This window comes from Prevotella fusca JCM 17724 (genome assembly GCF_001262015.1).
Taxonomy (GTDB): Bacteria; Bacteroidota; Bacteroidia; order Bacteroidales; family Bacteroidaceae; genus Prevotella; species Prevotella fusca.
This window is the reverse complement of the sequence record NZ_CP012074.1, coordinates 942697-964360: the sequence shown is the minus strand read 5'-3', so window position 1 is coordinate 964360 and position 21664 is coordinate 942697. Positions and strand designations below refer to the sequence as shown.

Sequence of the window (21664 nt, the reverse complement as noted above, 5' to 3'; positions counted from 1 at the left end):
TAAACAATCAGGTATTATGACATTTACGAGATTTATCAAGCGACCGGTATTGTCAACGGTTATATCAATCTTCTTCGTACTTCTGGGTGTGATAGGATTGGTGTCACTGCCTATTGAACAGTATCCGAATATTGCACCTCCTACGATTTCTATATCAACATTTTATCAGGGAGCTGATGCACAGACTGTTTTGAATTCGGTTATTACACCATTGGAGGAAAGTATCAATGGTGTTGAGAACATGACCTATATGGAGTCCACGGCAACCAATGCCGGTATGGCAATGATTACTGTTTACTTCAAACAGGGAGCTGACCCGAACATGGCAGCTGTGAACGTGCAGAACCGTGTGTCACAGGCACAGGCGCTGCTGCCGGCTGAAGTGACACGTGTGGGTGTGACGGTGTCGAAGCGTCAGAGCTCAAACGTTGTCATGTATTCGTTGACTACGGATGACGGGCGATACGATGATGAGTTCCTTACGAACTATAACAATATCAATATCGTGCCGATGTTGAAACGTGTCAATGGTGTGGGTGACGTACAGACACCTGGTATGAAGAGCTACTCCATGCGTGTCTGGCTGTACCCGGATAAGATGAAGCAGCATAAACTCGTGCCGTCTGACATCTCCGGGGCTCTGGCTGAGCAGAACATCGAGGCTGCACCAGGTTCGTTCGGTGAGCAGAGCAACCTCAAGTTTGAATACACCATGCGCTATAAAGGACGTCTGAAGACGCCTGAGGAGTATGGCAATATCATTATTTCAAGCAATACGAATGGTCAGACAGTCCACTTGCGCGATGTGGCTAAGATAGAGTTAGGTGGTCTGCAGTATTCTGTTTCTATGAAGAATAACAACCGCCCGGCTGTTATTGGTATGGTAAACCAGGTCGCAGGTTCAAATGCTACGCAGATTGCTGATGACGTCAAGGTTGCTCTGGCAGAAGCACAGAAGCAGATGCCGCCGGGCATGAAGGTTACCATAGAGCAGGATGTAACAGAGTTCCTCTTTGCATCTATTGAAGAGGTCGTCTTTACATTGTTTATTACCCTTTTGCTGGTGTTCTTCGTTGTGTATGTCTTTTTGCAGGACTTCCGCTCAACACTTATCCCTATGATAGCCGTTCCTGTGGCTTTGATAGGTACGTTCTTCTTCCTCTGGGTATTCGGATTCTCCATCAACCTGCTGACACTTTCGGCATTGCTGTTGGCGATTGCGATTGTAGTCGATGATGCGATTGTGGTAGTTGAGGCTGTTCATGCCAAGCTCGACTTGGGCTATAAGAGTGCCATGACTGCTGCTATAGATGCGATGAACGAAATCTCTGGTGCTATTATCTCCATTACCTTGGTGATGTCAGCCGTGTTCGTTCCCGTATCATTCATCGGTGGAACTTCTGGTACGTTCTATCGTGAGTTCGGTGTGACGATGGCTGTGTCTATCGTTATCTCTGCGTTGAATGCCTTGACACTGTCTCCGGCACTCTGCGCTATCTTCCTCAAACCGCATGGTAAGGATGAGGAACATAAGAAACTTTCACGTGTTGACCGCTTCCACATGGCTTTCAATACACAGTATGATAAGATTAACAGCAAGTACCAGAAGATTGTAGACAAGGTTATCAATCATCGTTGGATATCTGGTGTGTCTGTGGTTTTGGGTGTCATAGCCCTCGTATTGACGATGACTTTCACCAAGACTGGTCTTGTCCCGAACGAGGATACGGGTACATTGTTTGCCATGATCAGTCTGCCACCGGGTACATCACAGGTGGAGACACAGAAGGTGACTGACCAGATTGACAGAATGCTGGCAAGCAATCCATACATTGAACGCCGTGAGCAGATTGTAGGTTATAACTTCATGGCAGGACAGGGTTCAAACCAGTCAACCTTTATTATCAAGCTGAAGCCGTTTGCCGAGCGTGAATATGGCTTGTTTGACCGTATAAAGTCTGTATTCAACGGTGCAGGTATTGCTGGTCTGTTCATTGACCCTACTTCATCCAATATGGTCTTGGGTATGATTTACAAGCAGACATCAAGTATCAAGGGGGCACAGATTATTGCTTTCGGTCCACCGATGATTCCTGGTTATGGTCTGTCAAATGGTGTATCCTTTGTCTTGCAGGATAAGACGGGTGGCGACCTCAATAAGTTCTATAAGGTGGCACAGGACTATCTGGCAGCATTGAACAAGCGTCCGGAGTTCAGCCGTGCACTTACTACTTACAATCCTAACTATCCACAGTATATGGTTGATGTTGATGTAGCAAAGGCAAAGCAGGCTGGAACATCACCTGCTGCAATCCTTTCCGTGTTGCAGGGATACTACGGAGGAATGTACGCATCCAACTTCAATGCCTATGGTAAGCTCTTCCGTGTCATGATTCAAGGTACAGTTGAGAGCCGTATGAGCGAGGCTGGACTGAGCAATATCTATGTAAGAACTGCCGGAGGAATGTCGCCTGTAAGTGAGTTCTGTACATTGAAGCGTGTCTACGGACCGGCGAATATTACCCGTTTCAACCTCTTCACCTCTATCTCCATCAGTGCAACACCTGCCGATGGTTATTCTTCAGGTCAGGCTATTCAGGCTGCTGAGGAAGTGGCAAAGCAGGTTTTGCCACAGGGATATGGTTACGAGTTCTCAGGTCTGACCCGTTCGGAGCGTGAATCATCCAACTCAACAGCGATGATATTCGTGCTTTGTATCGTATTCGTCTACTTGATTCTGAGTGCCCAGTATGAGAGTTACATCCTTCCGCTGGCTGTAATCCTCTCTATTCCGTTCGGTCTGGCTGGAGCATTCCTCTTCACATTAATCTTCGGACATAGTAACGATATCTACATGCAGATCTCTCTGATTATGTTGATTGGTCTGTTGGCAAAGAATGCCATCCTTATCGTTGAGTTTGCTCTTGAGCGTCGCCGTACGGGTATGGCTATCAAGTATGCTGCCATCTTGGGTGCCGGTGCCCGTCTCCGTCCTATCCTTATGACCTCTCTTGCGATGGTTATCGGTTTGTTGCCATTGATGTTTGCAAGTGGTGTAGGTCATAACGGTAACCAGACACTGGGTGCAGCAGCTGTAGGCGGAATGTTGATAGGTACACTCTGTCAGGTGTTCATTGTACCGGCTCTGTTTGCTTTCTTCCAGTACTTACAGGAGCGCATCAAGCCTCTCGTCTTCGAGGATGAGGCAAGCCGTGACGTTATCAAGGAACTTGAACAGTTCTCAAAAGGTCCGGCTGTTGATTATAAGATAGAAGAGTAGACACTAATAAAGGAATAACAATGAAGAAAACAAATATAATCATCATAGCTCTTGCAGCCTTGTCACTGACAGGCTGTAAGAGTCTCTATGGTACTTACAAACGTCCCGATGTGAAGACGAACGGTGTTGTGCGTGACCCTGTTGACGACAAGGCAACGCTTGAGGGTGCCAACGACTTCGGGAATCTGCCGTGGCGCAGTGTCTTCACTGACCCGCATCTGCAGGTACTCATTGAGAAGGCACTTAATAATAACCCGGACTTGCTCAATGCTGCTCTGAATGTTGACATCGCCGAGCAGCAGGTCAAGGCTGCCAAACTGTCGTTCCTGCCGTCAGTAGTGTTTGCACCGACGGGTACTATTTCCCATTTTGGCACACACACATCATCAACCCAGTCTTACACACTTCCCATCTCGGCAAGCTGGGAAGTAGACCTCTTTGGTAAACTTCGTTCATCAAAGAGGGCTGCCCAGATGGTGATGATGCAGACACAGGATTATAAGGTTTATACGCAGACGACGCTTGTCAGTGGTGTTGCCAATCTTTATTACACCCTCTTGATGCTCGACCGTCAGAAGCAGATAGTTGATGGCATGTCTGGTCTGACCAAGAATACCTGGGATATGATGAAGCTCCAGATGGAGTTCGGACGTGCACGTTCAACGAGCGTGCAGAGTGCTGAGGCTGCTTACTACAGTGTTCAGACGCAGGCTGCTGACATTCGTCGTCAGATTCGTGAGACAGAGAATTCGCTCAGTTTGCTCCTTGGAGAGCCGGCTCAGGCAATTGCACGTGGCAGTCTTGATAACCAGAGTCTGCCTGCCAGCTTCGCAGGTGGTATCGGTGTACAGCTGTTGAGCAATCGTGCTGATGTACATGCCAACGAGATGGCTTTGGCGCAGTGTTTCTATAACATCCAGACTGCACGCAGCCGTTTCTATCCTGCAATGACCATTTCGCCGACTGGCGCATGGACCAACAGCGGTGGTATGGTGAATCCGGGCAAACTGCTTTTGAGTGTTGTGGGGAGTCTTACCCAGCCTATCTTCATGCGTGGTCAGCTGAAAGCAGGCTTGCGTGTTGCTGAAGATAAGTACAAGCAGGCATATAACACGTGGCAGAACAGCATTCTCAAGGCAGGGGCAGAGGTGAGCAACGCACTTGTTGCCTACAATGCTGCCGATGAGAAGGAACAGTTGCGTAAGCAACAGATTGATGTCTTGAAGAAGAATGTTGAGCATACACAGATGCTCTATACACAGAGTTCAAGCACTTATCTTGAGGTCATTACCGCACAGCAGAATCTGCTCAATGCCGAGATTTCACAGGTAAAGGAACAATTTACGAAACTTCAGTCGATTGTCAACCTGTATAAAGCTCTGGGTGGAGGTGCAAAGTAGTTCATCATTCAAAGTTCATAATTTAAGATTATGATTACCGGCAAGCTGTTCTGGTATTCCAAGGTGTTGTCGGTAAGTACTGTCAAAATTAAACATTCAAGATTATGAGTAGCGTAATCAGTCCAAAAGCCGAGATTTCTCCAAAGGCAAAGATTGGAGACGGCTGTACGATATTCCCGTTCGTATATATAGAGGATGATGTTGTCATCGGTGACAACTGTGTCATCTTCCCCTTCGTGAGCATCTTGAACGGTACACGGATGGGTAACGGTAACAAGATTCATCAGGGGGCAGTACTTGCTGCCTTACCACAGGATTTCGATTTTGTGGGTGAGAAGAGCGAGATGGTCATGGGTGACAATAATATCATCCGGGAGAATGTGGTCATCAACCGTGCTACACACCGTGGCTGCAAGACGGTTCTCGGTTCAAACAACTTCCTCATGGAGGGTGCACATATCAGCCACGACACCGTTGTCGGTGACCGTTGTGTCTTTGGTTATGGAGCAAAGATTGCAGGTGACTGCAGGATTGGTACGGGTGCACTTATCTCATCTAATGTTGTTGAGAAAGGCAACACCCGTGTAGGTGAGTATGCTGTGGTGCAGGCTGGTACAACCTTCTCAAAGGACGTTCCTCCCTATATCATAGCAGGTGGTTCGCCTGTCGGTTATCACGGTGTAAACACTACTGTTGGCAAAAGGGCAGGTGCTGATGAGAAGATTCTGAAACACATTGCCAATGCCTATCGTCTGTTGTTCCATGGTCAGACATCAGTCTTTGATGCCTGCATACAGATAGAACAGCAGGTGCCTGCTTCGCCCGAAATCCGTAACATCGTTGATTTCTTGCGTAGTACAGAAGAAGGAATCATCAGCAAATTGTAAATTCATACCTATAAATTTATGATGATGGGGAGAGACAGCCGTGAGGTTGGCTCTCCTTTTTTATGGTTCTTCTATTAAAAGCGTAGATTGGAAACAGGATAAAAGGGTTATACACCTGTATGGTATGACTGCCCAAAATCAGATGGTCTCACATAGGGGATAGATCACAAGATAAAATGCAAAAAAGCAAACGGATACCATGTCCTTCCGTCTTCTTCAAACAACTTATTCCCGTATCAGCCAACGTTTGTAAATTATTTTCATGCAGTTCAAAGCTAACACATGGTCTTTTGGCTTCTAAAAGACGCCCAATTGACTTGCAATAGATGCCCTTTTGAGGTCTAACTAACGCCCTTTTGAAGTCCAATTAAGCACCTTTTCTTGCACTACCTTATAACTAACTGATTTACTGCTGGTTGCGAACTTGCTTTTTATGCGTGTTTTTGCCTTTATCTGTATATATTTTATCCGTAATTATGTCATGTTTTTTCAATATGTTGCGAAATAGTTGATGGTTCTTTCTGTCATAATTAATCTGTAGTTCTAATGTTTAATCATGTAATTCTATCGTATTCACCTCGTTTATAGCATAAATACTGTATTAAAATGAGGAGTTTCGGTCTTTAGAGTATAAAAACAGCTTGTTATAGAATAAGTTGTCTAAAAAGTTTGTAATATACAAAAATCAATATATCTTTGTCCCAGATATACATGAACAATCTATTTGCTCAAAGAAGAAACTTAAAATAATAACTTACTTGATTTAATAGTATGAACTTAAAGAGGTTTATAACCAGATACGTTCTGGTTGCTTTTGGCTTAATCGTGAGTGTTCCGATGATTTGTTCTGCACAGAATAAGAACCAGCTGAGCAAGTCCTGCGACAAGATAGTGAGGCAGGGTGGTGAAGTGTTGGATTATTCTGAAGGACAGCGGTGGATAATCTATAAGAAGAAACATCTGCAAAAGAAAACGTCAGACGTTGGTGCGCGTTCGCTCTATACTCTTGGGGTATATGATGTTGCAAGTGGTAAGACGACAGTGTTGTCTGATGATAATTGTGTCTTCGTTGATAAGTCGCCGTCCTCAAAGTCTGGTAATGTACGTATAACGAAAGGCTATGCGTGGTATTGTGAAGATGGTGTGTTGGCAGATGCAGCATTCGTTGAGGATGTCATTATGCGTGATGAAAAGATGCTTGTCAGCCTGCCTACTGGAGAAGACGGAACTATTAAAGGTTCTATAACGATATTTCCTTTGGGAAAGAGCAAGGCAAAGAAGAAGGAAATTGCTCTGGTTAAGAGTACTTATTCCCTGACGGGATCCAGACAATTGACAGGTAAAGGAGGAAATACTTATAGCGAGCGGATATGGACGGAGGATTTTGATGTGGATCCATTGAGAAAAGTGACAATAGAGAGTGCCAGCACCTTCTCTTATTACAGAAATGTAGATATGGTGTTCGATGGTGAAACATTGGTAAGTGCGAAGTGTCAGCGAGTTATCTGCAATACTGATGGTGAGATTGTTGAAACTGGTCGGGTCATGACACTACAGGAAGCTCTTATGCCTTTGAATCATTCTGATAAGCAGGATGGTGGTAAGAATCCGTTTGACTTAAAGTAATTTACCTTAGTCGAAAGGAGACACACTATTGGTTCTGCTGCTGTATACAGAGTCTACGATGGCACTTAACCTCTGATATGCAAAGTCCTGAAAGGAGTGACCAAAAACAGTGCGGGATGGAAGTGGGGCGGATTCTAAAAGATAAGATCTATGAGGAAACAGCATCTTCTATATGTTTGATTTTCAACCTTCAAAATGACTAATTTATGTTAGGAGCAATCATCGGTGACATCGTAGGCTCGGCGTATGAGTTCAATAATACAAAGAAGAAAGACTTTCATCTGTTTACGCCGAAGAGTAAGTTCACAGACGACACCGTAATGACATTGGCTGTGGCAGAATGGCTTACAGTAGATAAGGAGCACAGTAAAGAAGGACTTGTGCTGCGAATGCAGACCTTGGGCAGACAGTATCCGACGGCAGGATATGGTGGGAGCTTTATGCGGTGGCTGTATAATCAGAAGCCTGAACCCTACAATAGTTGTGGGAACGGTTCGGCTATGAGGGTGAGTCCCGTGGCTTTCTATGCACATAGTCTTGATGAGGCTTTGACGTTAGCGACGATCTCTGCAGAGGTTACGCATAATCATCCTGAAGGCATTAAAGGCGCAAGGGCAGTTGCATCAGCGATTTATCTTGCACGGGCAGGAGCATCAAAAGAGGAGATAAAAACCTATGTGGAGGAAAATTTCCAGTATGACTTGAACCTGCAGCTGGATGATATTCGTCCTACTTACGTCTACGATATGACCTGTCAGAAGACTGTTCCGCAGGCTATCCTCTCCTTTCTGGAAAGTGAAGGCTTTGAAGATGCGATCCGGCTTGCGGTTTCCTTGGGTGGCGATTCGGATACGATAGCGGCGATGGCTGGGAGTATTGCGCAAGCCTTCTATGGTGTTCCGAGGAAACTTGCTACCTGTTGTTATGCCCTTCTTACACCTGGATTGCGTGCCATCCTCAATGACTTTGAGGAGATGATGGGCTGTCGGGCTGCCGATCCTTTCGACATAGAACGTTTCATCGAGGCGCAGAATGCGGGCAATGCCTATCAGCAAGCACTGGAAGAGATGAGGCGGGGACATAAAACGACGCATTGGATATGGTATGTCTTCCCGCAACTGAAAGGACTCGGACGTAGCGTTTATGCGCAGTATTACGGCTTGGCGGATATGGAAGAAGCCCGGACTTATCTTGCATGTCCTGTCTTGAACGAGCGGTTATATGAGATTTCCAATGCAGTATTAGCACATGCCGACGGGGAAGTTGAAACGGTAATGGGCAGCCATGTAGATGCTATGAAGCTCAGGTCGTCAATGACGCTCTTCGATGCAGTCAGACCAAATGATGTTTTTGGTAAGGTCCTTGATGCCTTTTATCATGGAAATAAGGATGAGAGGACACTTCGGGAGATAGGTCAAAACGTGTAGGTGTTTCATCTTTAACAACTGATTCTAATAATATAAATAGATGTTATGTATTGTAAGAAGATTATTTACGCATGCCAGTCTGTGTCAGGACTGAAAGGAAGGGCTTTAGCATTAATTGCCATGATGATATTATCTTGTCATTATATGCAGGCCGCAAACACAGGTAAAACACAAGCAGGATGTGAAACCAAGGTAGGGAATACAGACCCACTCTCTGAGTTCTATGCTTATGGCTTACCCCAGGACGCTTACCCCGCAGCGTACAGTGATTACAATATTCCTTATGCACAGTTAAGTCTTGAGAAGAAACGGAACTACCTCATAATGAGTAGCCTGCAGTCAGAAGATCAGCCTTTCGGGGTATACTATTTCTTTATCCAACCCATAGCAGGCTCGGATGAGGATGATTTCGGGGAATATTATAATATCTATATGTTTGATAAGTCTGCAAAGGTGTTGACCAAGATATTCTCCCATCATGTAGATAAGTATGCGGAAATGCAGGTAGATGACATTTACTGGGATTATGATATAAAAACCTATAACAAGCCATATACTTCCAAGACGGGGGTAAAAGGCACGTTTCGTGTAAAGAAGGCAGAACCTGTTGTAGTCTTGTCCTGTAGAGATAGAGGAGGTACGCCACATGCTATTCCTTTAACGGTTATTATTAATCCTGCTATACATAAGCATAAAGTTCTTGAAGAACAATTCGTTGGATTCTTGAGAATGAACGACAGTGTTCTTATGTCAGCAGAGCAAGGTCTGACAAAACGAATGATACTGACGACGGCTACTGTCACAGCAAGTAAAGATCTCCCGAAGCCAAAAGATGCGGATATTTTTAGCAGAAGCTACCTTGCTCCTTCTATTAATGTTTATTCTACAGCAGGAGTAAAATTAGGAGGATTGAATCTTCCGCATGATGAGATTGATTGTCTGAGATAACAGGAAGCCGAGTAAAAGTAACAGGAAACTACATTATATTCAATAAAATATGTACCTTTGTTGTAACAAGAATGAAGGAACAGGGGTGAAACCGGGCAGGTAACGTGTTGCATCCGTAGTTCCTGAAGTAACAACCAGCGAAATAAACTGTTTATAAATACATATTCAATGAGTACGATAATCTATCCTTCTCCTATCTTCGGTCCCATTCACAGCCGCCGCTTAGGCATATCATTAGGAATCAACCTCATGCCGTCAGACGGTAAGATATGCACCTTTGACTGCATATACTGCGAATGTGGATTCAATAAAGACCATCGCACAAAGACGCCCCATCCAAGCCGTGAACGTGTTGCGGAGGCTTTGGAAGCCAAACTGAAAGAAATGCAGAAGGATAACATTCATCCCGATGTGCTGACGTTTGCGGGGAATGGAGAACCAACCTCACATCCTCACTTTGCTGAAATCATTGATGATACCATCCGCCTTCGCAACAAGTATTGCCCGGAGGCTAAGATTTCCGTTCTCAGTAACTCTACGTTCATCCACCGCCCGAAGATTCACGAGGCGTTATCAAAGGTGGATAACAATATACTGAAACTTGATACCATCAATGCCGACTACATCAACAAGGTAGACCGTCCCACACAGCCTTCATATAACGTGAACCGCATTATTGCTGATATCAAGGCTTTCAATGGGCAGGCCATTGTCCAGACAATGTTTCTGAAGGGGACAACTGAAGATGGCTTGGATGTTGACAATACGTCTGAAACCTTTGTTGCACCGTGGCTTGAGGCTGTCAAAGAGATAGGCCCACGTGAGGTGATGATTTACACCATCGACCGTGAGACTCCTGACCAGCATCTGAAAAAGGCAACACGTGAAGAGCTGGATGCCATCCGTGACCGTGTCATAGCATTAGGTATTCCCTGCACCGCATCGTATTAATTAATTTGTTACTGGTGTAGTCTAATGATAGGAAAAGGAAACCATGTTCATTTGTCATATCTGAATTTATTTCCATGAATTGAATTCGCTAAAGAGGATATGAGGGTTAACTTCCACTTAGAAGTGTTTAGTCCACATCGGTGCATCAGGGCACAACGTTCATCATTTGTTTCCGGTGCAGAAAACCTTTTCATATCAATACATTGAAACACCGCAGGCAACAGATTGAAAAATCATGACATAATTTCGGATAAAATATCTACAGATAAAGGCAAGAATACGTGTAAAAAGCAAGTTTGCAACCAACAGTAAATCAGTTAGTTATAAGGTGGTGCAAGAAAAGGTGCTTAATTGGACTTCAAAAGGGCGTCAGTTAGACCTCAAAAGGGCATCTATTGCAAGCCAATTGGGCGTCTTTTAGAAGCCAAGAGACCATGTGTTAGCTTTGAACTGCATGAAAATAATTTACAAACATTGGCTGATACGGGAATAAGTTGTTTGAAGAAGACGGAAGGACATGGTATCCGTTTGCCTTTTTGCATTTTATCTTGTAAGCCTATCCCCTATGTGAGACCGTCTGATTTTGGGCAGTCATACCATACAGGTGTATAAGCCTTTATTCTGTTTCCAATCTATGCATTTAACGGAAGAACCAATCTTTTGGGGTGTCTTATGTAAAGATATTTCACGGTTTCAAATTCTCTTGTTTACGAATCGTTTTCAGATGCTTGAAAGATTCTACATGTGTTTACACGGTGATAGATGTATGCTTTATTGTCAAGTAATAACAAAGGATTGTGTGAGATGTGAGTTCCAAATGTTTTAATGACCAATTGCGCTTAATGATAACGATACATGTGGCTTGATATAGAACGAGGCGAGGAGATAATCAAGTGTGTGTATGACCGTAGAGCTTATTCTATTACCGTGTAGTATAAGTTCCTTTGTTGCTATGTCCCAAACACTTTCACGGTTACATTGTACTTAAACGGAAAGAGGCGGCAGTCCACAATGGATTGCCGCCTCTTTGACTTATGGTTTGTAGGATATTTAATCCTTGCTTTCACGCTTGCGCTCCAAGTGGTCAAGTGTAATCTTGCGCATACGGATATTCTTCGGTGTTACCTCAACATATTCGTTGCCCTTAATATACTCGAGACATTCCTCAAGACTCATCTCAGTCTTAGGGATGACGCGTGCCTTTTCGTCAGAGCCGGATGCACGAACATTAGTCAGCTGCTTTGCCTTGGTAACGTTGATAACAAGGTCGTTGTCGTGAACGTGCTCGCCCACAACCTGTCCGCCATAGACTTCCTCACCTGCATCAATGAAGAACTTACCACGGTCCTGCAGCTTGTCGATGGCGTATGCGTAGGCTGTACCAGCTTCCAGGGCAATCATTGAACCATTGGTGCGGCGTACAATTTCGCCCTTGAATGGCTGATAATCCTTGAAACGGTGTGCCATGATTGCCTCTCCCTGGCTGGCTGTCAGTACGTTGGTACGCAAGCCGATGATGCCACGTGACGGGATTTCAAACGTGATATTCACACGGTCGCCCTCTGCATCCATGCCGAGCAGGTCGCCCTTGCGACGGGTCACCATGTCAATCATCTTGCTTGAGAAGTCTGTCGGTACATTGATTGTCAACTCCTCGATAGGTTCGCACTTCTGACCGTCAATCTCCTTATAGATAACCTGTGGCTGTCCCACCTGCAGTTCATAGCCCTCACGGCGCATTGTCTCGATGAGGACGGAGAGGTGGAGCACACCACGACCACTGACAATCCACTTGTCCATTGAGTCCTCCATCTGGCAGACACGCAGTGCAAGGTTCTTCTCAAGTTCCTTGCTCAGGCGGTCGCTGATATGGCGGGAAGTGCAGAACTTTCCTTCCTTTCCGAAGAAAGGAGAGTCGTTGATGGTGAAGAGCATGCTCATCGTAGGCTCGTCCACAGCGATTGGTGGCAATGGTTCCGGGTTCTCGAAGTCGGCAATGGTATCACCGATTTCAAACTTCTCCAGACCGATTACAGCACAGATGTCACCAGAGTCAACATGGTCGGTCTTCTTGTGTCCCATGCCTTCAAAGGTGTGGAGCTCCTTTATTTTAGTGCGTTCCTGTGTTCCGTCACGATGACAGATGGTGATGTTCTGCCCATCCTTCAAAGTTCCACGGTGTACACGACCGACAGCAATACGTCCTGTATAGCTTGAATAATCCAAAGATGTAATCAGCATCTGTGGCGTTCCCTCAAGCTGTTTAGGGGCTGGAATCGTCTCGAGGATAAGGTCGAGCAGGTAGTCAATGTTGTCAGTCTGTGCCTTCCAGTCCTCACTCATCCAGCCGTTCTTTGCCGAACCATAGACAACTGGGAAGTTCAGCTGGTCTTCTGTAGCGTTGAGGTCGCACATAAGGTCGAATACCATCTCATATACTTCCTCTGGGCGACAGTTAGGTTTGTCCACCTTGTTGATGACAACAACGGGCTTCAATCCGAGCTGCAAAGCCTTCTGTAGCACAAAACGGGTCTGCGGCATAGGACCTTCGAAAGCGTCTACGAGCAGCAGGCAGCCGTCTGCCATGTTCAGTACACGCTCAACCTCACCACCGAAGTCAGAGTGGCCCGGTGTGTCGAGAATATTGATTTTTACTCCTTTCCAGTTGATACTTACATTCTTACTCAGAATTGTTATCCCTCGTTCACGCTCCAAATCATTAGAGTCGAGAACCTCTCCGCTGTTGTCTTGTCCGTCACGGAAAAGTTTACCAGCGAGCATCATCTTGTCAACCAAGGTTGTTTTGCCGTGGTCAACGTGCGCAATAACTGCGATGTTACGAATATCTTGCATTTAAATACCTTAAAAAGCTTACGCTAAATTATGGTGCAAAATTACGAATAAAAAATGGAAAACGTTTGTCGTTCCAATAAAAAGTTGTAACTTTGCACAGCATTTTCGGAGAGTCCGATGCATTTGATGTCGTAACCCGTTGTGATTAAGGCGGCTAACGACGGAAAGATGTAATTGCAAATCACATTAATCAAAACAAACATCATGTATTTAGACAAGGCAAAGAAGGAAGAGATCTTCTCACAGTACGGTAAAGCACAGAACACAACTGATACAGGTTCAGCTGAGAGCCAGATTGCTCTTTTCTCTTATCGTATCAAGCACTTGACCGAGCACGTAAAGAAGAACCGCAAGGACTATGTTACTACTCGCTCATTGACACGCCTCGTAGGTAAGCGTCGTGCATTGCTCGATTACCTCTACGACCGTGACGTAACACGTTATCGTGCTATTATCAAGGCTTTGGGTCTCCGCAAGTAATCTTCGCAGAAATAAGAAATCCCCGCTACCTAAGAAAGGTGGCGGGGATTTCTTGTTGGATGTAATGTTTGTTAGCTTATTAGTCAAATTAGCCTAATTAGCTCAATAAGCTAATACGATTAATGAGTCCAATAAACCTGATTGCTCAAAGATTATTCTCTGATTTCCTTTAATGGTATCATGACAAACTCACGTTTCTCCATTAAAGGGTGGGGAATGGCAAGGTCAGGTTCATTGACGTTCAGGTCATCATAAAGCAGTATGTCAATATCAATGATGCGGTCAGTATATTGTGCATTGACTGATTTGTCAACTCTTCCCATTTCACGTTCTATAGCTTGTGTTGCCTCCAGTAATTGTCGGGGAGCAAGAGCCGTTGATACTGATACGCAGGCATTGAGGAAGAGGTTGGGGCTCTTAAACCCCCAAGGTTCTGTCTCATGAAAAGAAGATTGGCGCAGGACTGTGCCAATCTTTTTCTCTATTTGTTCTATCGTCTCACGCATGATTGCCTTTCTGTTACCAAGGTTCGTGCCGAGAGCTAAGTAAACTGTATGCATGTTAATCGTTGAGAATCAACAGAGAATCACCGAAGCAGCCAAACATATAGCCGTTCTCCACAGCCTTATCGTATGCTTCCATCACAAGGTCGTAGCCACCGAAGGCTGCTGTCTCCATCAGCAATGTTGAATAAGGATGATAGAAGTTAACCAGCATAGAGTCAGCAAAGCCGAAGTTGTAAGGAGGGAAGATGAACTCGTTGGTCCACCCATCATATTCCTTCAGCATGCCATCTGTGCCCACAGCTGTCTCAGTTGCCTTCACAACACTTGCACCGACAGCGCAGAGGCGATGTCCGGCCTGCTTTGCACCATTTGCAATGCGGCAGGCATCCGCATTGATGTGCATTTCCTCTGAATCCATCTTGTGCTTTGTCAGGTCTTCCACTTCAATGTCATGGAAGTTGCCTAAGCCACAGTGCAAGGTGATGAATGCTTTTTTGATTCCACGTATATCCATCATCTTCATCATGTGTTCAGAGAAGTGGATGTTTGTACCCGGTGCAGAGACTGCTCCCTCGTTCTTTGCAAATACTGACTGGAAGTGTTCCATGTCATCTGCTGTTGCATGGGCAAACTCTTCACCTTCTTCCTTCGGGCGGTTGTCAATGATGTAACGTGGCAATGGAGCCTCACCCAGTGCGAACAATTCACGCTTGAACTCATCGTGAGGACAGTCGTAGAGGAAACGAAGCGTACGCCCGCGAGAAGTGGTGTTGTCTATAACCTCAGCTACCATCGTTCCAGACTCATCAAAGAAGAGCTTGTTGCCGATACGAATCTTACGTGCAGGCTCAACCAATACGTCCCAAAGACGCATCTCCTGGTTCAGTTCACGAAGCAGGAATACCTCGATCTTGGCGTCTGTCTTCTCCTTTGTTCCGTACAGACGAGCCGGGAATACCTTTGTATCATTGAAGATAAAGGCGTCACCCTCGTCGAAGTAGTTGAACACATCCTTGAAACGGATGTAATCCTCTTCCTTCGGTTCACCGTTGACTTCACCCTTGAACATCTCAATCTTTCCAGACTTACGGTGCAGCACCATCAGCCTACCTTCGTCACGACGTGTTACGGTGAAGGTCTGTGTGCTGCCATCAGTACGTGTGAGCACACGCTCAGATGAATGTGGATACAGGGCTACCTGCTCTTTCGGGAGGTTGAATTTAAACTGTGAAAGCTTCATATTTATATATTGGGGAGTTTGTTATTTTTCTATTGTCTGTTGCTGGAGCCACGCTTCAAACTGGTCATAGTTGACACAGTTCTCCACTCGTACGTCACCAACACGTGTGCGGCGCAATGCCGTAAGGTATGCGCCACTGTTCACAGCACGCCCGAGATCGCGTGCCAATGCCCGTATGTAAGTTCCTTTACCGCAGACCACACGGATTGACAGCTGCATCTTCTCCGCATCGAAGTCTAATACTTCTATCTCGTCAATGTGGATGTTCTTGGGCTTCAGTGTCACGTCCTTTCCCTTCCTACGATAGTCGAAGGCACGTTTTCCATCAACCTTTACCGCACTGTAAGTTGGCGGAATCTGCTCAATATCACCCACAAACTGTGGTAAGGTTTGGTCTATCAGTTCCCGTGTGATATGTTCTGTCGGGAATGTTTCGTTCACTTCATGCTCCATATCATAACTCGGTGTAGTTGCTCCAAGCTGAAGTGTTGCGGTATATTCCTTCGTATGTGTCTGCAATATTTCAATCTGCTTGGTCATTTTACCCGTAGCAAGGATGAGCACTCCTGTTGCCAATGGGTCTAATGTACCTGCATGACCAATCTTCACTTTTCCGTCATTTGCCTGTGTACAAAGGTATCGCACGTGTGCCAATGCCTTGAAACTGGTAATTCCGTAGGGCTTATCGATAGGGATGATTACTCCTTCTTTGAAATTCATTAGGACAACAAGTATGTAAGATTAGTCAACCATATTCAGTGGTACATCGAAGAGCAGCATCACAATGATGATGATACCGATGATGATACGATACCAACCGAACCACTTGAAACCATATTTGGCAAGGAAGTTCACAAACCATTTCATTGCCAGCAATGCGACGATGAATGAGACGACACAGCCCACGGCAAGCATTGTCAGGTTATGAGCAGAGGCCCATGAGCCGTCAGCTTTCAGTAGGTCAAGCAGGTCTAACAACGTGGCACCAGCCATTGTCGGTACTGCAAGGAAGAAAGAGAATTCTGCTGCACGTCTGCGTGTAAGCCCGTTAGCCATACCACCTACGATGGTTGCCATAGAACGGCTCGTGCCAGGAATAACTGATAAACACTGGAAAAGACCAATGCTGAAAGCACGCTTTTCTGTTACCAGATTCTCTTCTTTTCCCTTATTGAATATTTTATCACAGAAGAGCATGAACACTCCACCCACAACAAGCATGATTGCTACAACCCAAACAGAGTCAAGCAGCCAGTCAAGCAGTCCGCTTTTCTTGGCAGCCAAGCCAATGACTACGGCTGGCAATACTCCTACGAAGAGCAGCCAGTAGAAGCGCACAGGATGAATAATCCTCTTGAACGTACTTTTTTCATCAGCAGGTACGGGGGGGTGGTCAATATGGAAGAATCGCTTCCAATACAGACATACCACGGAGAGGATGGCGCCAAACTGAATAATAAATGTAAAAGCATGTACGAACTCGTCACCTTGCGGTACACCCAGAAGATTCTGCGTGATAATCATGTGACCGGTAGATGATACGGGAAGGAACTCTGTCAGTCCTTCAACGATAGAGATGATAATGGTTTGTAGAAGTGTCATTATGCCTCCACTTCTTTAGTATCCTTCGGTTTATAGAGAATGGCACCGATGATTGAGATAAAACCAATGAAAGTGACAACTGGTGCAACCTTGATGTGGCGTGCACTGAAGATGCTCGGGTCGAACACTGTCTCGGTAGATGTTCCACCGCTCATAAGAATGAAGCCGATGATGACAACGGCAATACCTATAGCCAACAAGATAAAGTTGGTCTTACCAAAAGCTAAATTTCTTTTGTCCATATTATATTTTTGAGGAGTTGTGGGGGATGCTTTGAGGAGTTAGAGGGAGTTGAAGAACTTGACATGATACTGATTTTGGCATGTTGATTTACTTTTACCCATCTTCTTTCCCAAAGGTCCTTTTACTCTTTTACTTTCTTATTTTCCAAATTATATCTTATACAGGTCGCCCGCCTTCATACGCAGGAATTTGTTTACCGACAGCCATGAACAGAAGGTGGCAATAATCACACCGAATGCCAGCATGACAACCGCCGTGATAACCAGCGCTTCCCATGACAACACCTTTGTGATGTCTGGCTCATAATCATATAGGAAACACATTCCGATGCCCAGAACGGCGATGGCCAGCAGGGCAGAGACAAGTCCTTCCAGAACAGCACGGCGTAGGAACGGCGCACGGATGAAACTCCATGATGCACCGACGAGTTTCATCGTATGGATTGAGAAGCGACGTGCATAAATGCTCAGTCGGATGGTGTTGTTGATCAAGGCGAAAGATACGATGGTGAGCAGAACGGCAATTACCAGCAGTACCAGACTGATTTTGCCCAGCGTGTGGTTCACGCTCTCGACCAGACTCTGAGGGTAAGTGATGTCGCTTACGCCACGATAGGTGCGCAGTTCTTTGACAATATTCCGTATAGAATCATTGTTGGCATAGTTGGCTTTCAGCTGTACTTCAATCTCACCCGTAAATGGGTTCTCGCCGGCAAACTCGGCAGGATTAGCTCCCAGTTCACGTGTTCCTTCCTTCAAAGCCTGTTCCTTGCTTACGAAGTTCAGGCTGCTGATGTAATGTAACGTGCGCACACGCTGACAGAGTGCCGTACTTTCTTCCGTATTCATATCGGGCTGGAGAATCATTGTAATCGTCAGATTCTCCTTTACATAGGAACTAAGATTGCGACTGATGAAGCCTGTAAGGACAACCATACCAATCAGCATCAGCACCATTGCCGTACTGATACATAATGTAACAACCTGCAGACTGTGATGACTGCGGGCTTTGTTTCTTTTTTTTGCCATTTCTGAAATAAGGTATAATACACCGAAATTGATGCAAAGGTACTGCAAAATAAAAGAATGGCAAAAGAATTTATACTTTATTTAGAGATAAAAGGTGAAACTTTTGGGCAGGTTGTTTCAGAAGGATAGGAGGGGCAGATGCGATTAATAGCGTTAAGGCTGTTAGGCGGTGTATTACTCCAAGCCTTCATTGGAATTTCTTGTAATTCTTTTCATGTCTATGATAAGCTATGGTGAATTGGGTGTAAAACGTTTGTTTTTGTAATAAAAAAGTCACGCTTGAAAATTAAAGATGCTCTTTAAGGTTCTAATTAAGCCTTGATTGAGGTTGAAAAGATGCCCTTTTGAAGTGTTACTAACGCCCTTTTGAAGTCCAATTAAGCACCTTTTATTGCATGGCTTTGCAACCGTTTGATAATCTGTTAGTTGCAGGTCATGTTCTTTGTGGTGTCTTTTTATGTTTGAAACAGATTCTTATCCCATTTCTTGTAAATATTTTTCTTAGTATTAGTGCGCCCGGATAAATGTTGTTGTATGTTTGTGTTCTGATTAAATTATGCCCACATATTTGGACGTTTGTTAATGTACTTATTGCAGACTTATTCCCCCAAATCTTTTATGTTTAATCCGTAATATAGCCTTTTGATAATGAAATGCTCACAAACAGCGTGTGCCTTGCAATAAAATCCATAGAGGTTACGTTTGACATATATCATCTTTAACAAAATAAATAGTAAAACCTATGAAACGAATAGTAGTTCTTGTATTGTTGGTTGCATCAACATTGGCAGTAATGGCACAGAGCAAGTCGGGTGCATGGTCAGTGACACCGCATGTCGGAGTGTCAAGGTCTTCCATGACGGGTAGTGTTGCAAGTTATGAACTGGCTGATGGAGAGCTGGAGAAGATAAAGCCACATTCGTTGTTAGGCTTTGTAGGCGGAGTAGATGTGATGTATAAGGCTTCAGATATTGTTGGAATTTCTGCTGGTGTGTCGTTTGTACAGGCAGGTTGTAAATATAAGGATGAAGAAAGAAAGGGTGAAGCTGTTCATGACCGTTATATGCGAATGAACTATATTGCAGTGCCGGTCTTGGCTCATAGTTATCTGGCGCCGAGATTTTCAATCAATGCTGGTATAGAACCAACCTTCTTGTTAAAAGCCAATAATCATGAAGAACATCAAACGTATGATGTGGATGCAGATGGGAAGAAATCAAACTTTCAAGAGTTTGAACTCGATTATGATGTGAAAAACGCATTTCGTAAGTTCGGACTGTCAATACCTATTGGTGTCAGTTATGAGTACGAGAATGTCGTGTTAGGTGCGCTGTACCATGTGGGCGTCTTCAATGTTTCCAAGTTCGGCGATTCATCCCGAAACAGCATACTTGAGGTGTCTGTGGGCTATAAGTTTAACCTTTAAGAGCCGTCTAAAATCTTTTTGGAATTATAGTCAAACTTCGGAAACCTCATTACCAAGGTTTGGTATGCATCATTGATGTTAATATCAGGTATTTCATTTCACGAAGGAGTGGATATGAACCGTTTGTGGGTATAATTTGCGTGTGACGATTAAGAAATTTTGTAAACAGCATCGTAAATTGAAAAAAATGCAGTAAGTTTGCACGCATTATATTAATATGATGAAACGGAACTTCTTAATCACGATATTTTTGATAGTGTGTTTGGGTGCTGTCTCCCAGGTGCATCATTCGGTGTCTGTTCATAAAGAGGAGCAGGCATCTCAGGATAAGATGCAGGCGTATATGGATTCGCTGGGCATGGCGAAAGACAGTCTTTTTACACGTAAAATGCCAAAGAACCGTCGCGGGCAAAGGTTGCGTATGAGTGATATGCGTCTGTTCATGCCACTGACCTATTATGGCAATGTGGCTGAAGGACTGTTTGCACGGGACAGGAAAGAGAATCCATTTCTTTCAGAACTGATGCACCTTTATCTGTCACGCCCGGACCTTGTTGTGGGTACTGACCGTGCGGTGCAGTCGCAGCAGACAAAACTGAATGATATTGAGGCTCCCATCCGCCATGATGCGAAACTGGTGGAGAAAGTGGTTGAACGTCCCGTAGAACCAAAGACCGTACCAGTCGAGGTACTGGTGATGCGCCCTAACTTCTGGACGTTCCATGGTGATTACGCCTTGCAGTTCCTACAGAATTATGTGTCGGGAAACTGGTATAAAGGTGGTGAGAGCAACTATTCGGCACTGGCATCACTGGTGATGCAGGCAAATTACAATAACAAGCAGAAGGTGAAGTGGGAGAATCGTCTGGAACTGAAGTATGGTATGCAGAGCAGCCGTTCTGACTCGCTGCATAGCTTCAAGAGTACAGAGGACTTGATTCGTTTTACCTCAAAGTTGGGCTTGCAGGCAACGAGGCGTTGGTATTATACTGTGCAATTGATAGGAAACACGCAGTTCACCCATTCTTATCGCTCAAATGACCCGAAGGTGTATTCTGCTTTTGCCGCACCATTGAACTTGAATCTCTCTGTCGGTATGGACTACTCTGTCGACTGGATGAATCACCGGCTGAGAGGTAACTTCCATCTGGCGCCATTGGCTTATAACATGAAGTACACCCGGATGCTGGAGCTGTCCCGCCGTTTGGGTATAGATGAGGGTGAGCACTTCCTGCATGACTTCGGTTCCGAGTTCACGGTTGATTTGGAATGGAAGCTGTTGGAACTGCTGACATGGAAGACACGTCTTTACGGCTATTCCACCTATAAGCGTACGGAGTTGGAGTGGGAGAACACGTTTACCTTCCGTTTCAACCGTTACATTTCAAGCCGTGTGTTTATCTATCCTCGCTTTGATGACGGTGTGCGTCGTGACGACCATCATGCCTTCTGGCAGTTGAGGGAGTTTGCGTCGATAGGATTCCAGTATAGTTTTTAGCAGTCAGCCTCACTCCCGACCCCTCTCCGGGTGGAGAGGTGAGTAGAATGTCCTGTTTGTCCAGTGTTCTGCTGGCATCAGATGTTTCACGGTATGTGCGGAAATATTGTGTTTTCTTTTTTTCATCAGTCCTTTCCCCGTACTATCTGGTTTTGTTCCATAGTACATCTTTATTTGTGTTGTTTGCCCTTTTAATTCGTGCCATTCGCATCATTCGTAGTGTTTTGTCATCGGTCCGTAGTCATGAATAATAAGCAGTCTTGGGTGTA

At 44.9% G+C, this 21664-nt stretch carries 17 protein-coding genes; 10 read left to right on the top strand and 7 right to left on the bottom strand.

Features of this window, described 5'->3' with window-relative positions; translation table 11 throughout:
- Positions 1-16: 16 nt before the first annotated feature.
- The 7 genes from ADJ77_RS03915 (at position 17) to ADJ77_RS03885 (ending at position 10519) form a co-directional block, all read left to right on the top strand.
- Positions 17-3280 carry an efflux RND transporter permease subunit gene (locus ADJ77_RS03915; RefSeq protein ID WP_025077585.1) on the top strand — a complete coding sequence of 1088 codons (3264 nt, stop codon included), beginning with the start codon at positions 17-19 and terminating at the stop codon, positions 3278-3280.
- A gap of 20 nt (positions 3281-3300) precedes the next feature.
- Positions 3301-4680: an efflux transporter outer membrane subunit gene (locus ADJ77_RS03910; RefSeq protein ID WP_050696040.1), complete on the top strand. Its 1380-nt coding sequence runs from the start codon at positions 3301-3303 to the stop codon at positions 4678-4680.
- A 104-nt stretch (positions 4681-4784) separates the two neighbouring features.
- On the top strand, positions 4785-5567 hold the full coding sequence (gene lpxA, locus ADJ77_RS03905) for an acyl-ACP--UDP-N-acetylglucosamine O-acyltransferase (RefSeq protein WP_025077586.1): 783 nt from the start codon (positions 4785-4787) through the stop codon (positions 5565-5567).
- A 771-nt stretch (positions 5568-6338) separates the two neighbouring features.
- Positions 6339-7193: a hypothetical protein gene (locus ADJ77_RS03900; protein WP_154663383.1), complete on the top strand. Its 855-nt coding sequence runs from the start codon at positions 6339-6341 to the stop codon at positions 7191-7193.
- Between the two features lie 206 nt (positions 7194-7399).
- Positions 7400-8620 (top strand): DUF1810 family protein, encoded by a 1221-nt coding sequence (locus ADJ77_RS03895; RefSeq protein WP_050696038.1) that lies wholly within the window; start codon positions 7400-7402, stop codon positions 8618-8620.
- A 45-nt stretch (positions 8621-8665) separates the two neighbouring features.
- On the top strand, positions 8666-9568 hold the full coding sequence (locus ADJ77_RS03890) for a hypothetical protein (protein WP_025077589.1): 903 nt from the start codon (positions 8666-8668) through the stop codon (positions 9566-9568).
- A 168-nt stretch (positions 9569-9736) separates the two neighbouring features.
- Positions 9737-10519, top strand: coding sequence for a radical SAM protein (locus ADJ77_RS03885; RefSeq protein WP_025077590.1), 783 nt, complete (start codon positions 9737-9739; stop codon positions 10517-10519).
- 1050 nt (positions 10520-11569) lie between these two features.
- Here the strand turns inward: ADJ77_RS03885 and typA are convergent.
- A complete protein-coding gene (gene typA / locus ADJ77_RS03880) occupies positions 11570-13372 on the bottom strand; it encodes a translational GTPase TypA (protein WP_025077591.1) in 1803 nt (600 codons plus the stop codon).
- Positions 13373-13576: 204 nt separating this feature from the next.
- Here typA and rpsO point away from each other — a divergent pair, with 204 nt between their 5' ends.
- Positions 13577-13852, top strand: coding sequence for a 30S ribosomal protein S15 (rpsO, locus tag ADJ77_RS03875; protein WP_025077592.1), 276 nt, complete (start codon positions 13577-13579; stop codon positions 13850-13852).
- 152 nt (positions 13853-14004) lie between these two features.
- On the opposite strand, the gene folK is transcribed toward rpsO, so the two are convergent.
- The 6 genes from folK to ADJ77_RS03845 form a co-directional block, all read right to left on the bottom strand.
- On the bottom strand, positions 14005-14412 hold the full coding sequence (gene folK, locus ADJ77_RS03870; RefSeq protein ID WP_025077593.1) for a 2-amino-4-hydroxy-6-hydroxymethyldihydropteridine diphosphokinase: 408 nt from the start codon (positions 14410-14412) through the stop codon (positions 14005-14007).
- Between the two features lies 1 nt (position 14413).
- Positions 14414-15598 (bottom strand): S-adenosylmethionine:tRNA ribosyltransferase-isomerase, encoded by a 1185-nt coding sequence (locus tag ADJ77_RS03865; protein ID WP_025077594.1) that lies wholly within the window; start codon positions 15596-15598, stop codon positions 14414-14416.
- Between the two features lie 21 nt (positions 15599-15619).
- Positions 15620-16318, bottom strand: a complete 699-nt coding sequence (gene truB, locus ADJ77_RS03860; RefSeq protein ID WP_025077595.1) for a tRNA pseudouridine(55) synthase TruB — start codon at positions 16316-16318, stop codon at positions 15620-15622.
- 21 nt (positions 16319-16339) lie between these two features.
- Positions 16340-17200: an undecaprenyl-diphosphate phosphatase gene (locus ADJ77_RS03855; RefSeq protein ID WP_050696036.1), complete on the bottom strand. Its 861-nt coding sequence runs from the start codon at positions 17198-17200 to the stop codon at positions 16340-16342.
- Complete coding sequence (locus tag ADJ77_RS03850) at positions 17200-17442, bottom strand: DUF3098 domain-containing protein (RefSeq protein ID WP_025077596.1); 243 nt, start codon at positions 17440-17442, stop codon at positions 17200-17202. Before ADJ77_RS03850 ends, ADJ77_RS03855 begins: the two co-directional genes overlap by 1 nt.
- 150 nt (positions 17443-17592) lie before the next feature.
- Positions 17593-18471 (bottom strand): cell division protein FtsX, encoded by an 879-nt coding sequence (locus ADJ77_RS03845; RefSeq protein ID WP_050696035.1) that lies wholly within the window; start codon positions 18469-18471, stop codon positions 17593-17595.
- Positions 18472-19213: 742 nt separating this feature from the next.
- Between ADJ77_RS03845 and ADJ77_RS03840 the strand changes: the two genes are divergently transcribed.
- Positions 19214-19897, top strand: coding sequence for a porin family protein (locus ADJ77_RS03840; RefSeq protein WP_050696034.1), 684 nt, complete (start codon positions 19214-19216; stop codon positions 19895-19897).
- Between the two features lie 220 nt (positions 19898-20117).
- Positions 20118-21395: a DUF3078 domain-containing protein gene (locus ADJ77_RS03835; protein ID WP_025077598.1), complete on the top strand. Its 1278-nt coding sequence runs from the start codon at positions 20118-20120 to the stop codon at positions 21393-21395.
- Positions 21396-21664 lie beyond the last annotated feature (269 nt).

Excerpts from the sequence above, each read along its gene's own strand:
- ADJ77_RS03915 (WP_025077585.1), top strand. The coding sequence starts at position 17 with ATGACATTTACGAGATTTATCAAGCGACCGGTATTGTCAACGGTTATA.
- ADJ77_RS03910 (WP_050696040.1), top strand. The coding sequence starts at position 3,301 with ATGAAGAAAACAAATATAATCATCATAGCTCTTGCAGCCTTGTCACTG.
- lpxA (WP_025077586.1), top strand. The coding sequence starts at position 4,785 with ATGAGTAGCGTAATCAGTCCAAAAGCCGAGATTTCTCCAAAGGCAAAG.
- ADJ77_RS03900 (WP_154663383.1), top strand. The coding sequence starts at position 6,339 with ATGAACTTAAAGAGGTTTATAACCAGATACGTTCTGGTTGCTTTTGGC.
- ADJ77_RS03895 (WP_050696038.1), top strand. The coding sequence starts at position 7,400 with ATGTTAGGAGCAATCATCGGTGACATCGTAGGCTCGGCGTATGAGTTC.
- ADJ77_RS03890 (WP_025077589.1), top strand. The coding sequence starts at position 8,666 with ATGTATTGTAAGAAGATTATTTACGCATGCCAGTCTGTGTCAGGACTG.
- ADJ77_RS03885 (WP_025077590.1), top strand. The coding sequence starts at position 9,737 with ATGAGTACGATAATCTATCCTTCTCCTATCTTCGGTCCCATTCACAGC.
- typA (WP_025077591.1), bottom strand. The coding sequence starts at position 13,372 with ATGCAAGATATTCGTAACATCGCAGTTATTGCGCACGTTGACCACGGC.
- rpsO (WP_025077592.1), top strand. The coding sequence starts at position 13,577 with ATGTATTTAGACAAGGCAAAGAAGGAAGAGATCTTCTCACAGTACGGT.
- folK (WP_025077593.1), bottom strand. The coding sequence starts at position 14,412 with ATGCATACAGTTTACTTAGCTCTCGGCACGAACCTTGGTAACAGAAAG.
- ADJ77_RS03865 (WP_025077594.1), bottom strand. The coding sequence starts at position 15,598 with ATGAAGCTTTCACAGTTTAAATTCAACCTCCCGAAAGAGCAGGTAGCC.
- truB (WP_025077595.1), bottom strand. The coding sequence starts at position 16,318 with ATGAATTTCAAAGAAGGAGTAATCATCCCTATCGATAAGCCCTACGGA.
- ADJ77_RS03855 (WP_050696036.1), bottom strand. The coding sequence starts at position 17,200 with ATGACACTTCTACAAACCATTATCATCTCTATCGTTGAAGGACTGACA.
- ADJ77_RS03850 (WP_025077596.1), bottom strand. The coding sequence starts at position 17,442 with ATGGACAAAAGAAATTTAGCTTTTGGTAAGACCAACTTTATCTTGTTG.
- ADJ77_RS03845 (WP_050696035.1), bottom strand. The coding sequence starts at position 18,471 with ATGGCAAAAAAAAGAAACAAAGCCCGCAGTCATCACAGTCTGCAGGTT.
- ADJ77_RS03840 (WP_050696034.1), top strand. The coding sequence starts at position 19,214 with ATGAAACGAATAGTAGTTCTTGTATTGTTGGTTGCATCAACATTGGCA.
- ADJ77_RS03835 (WP_025077598.1), top strand. The coding sequence starts at position 20,118 with ATGAAACGGAACTTCTTAATCACGATATTTTTGATAGTGTGTTTGGGT.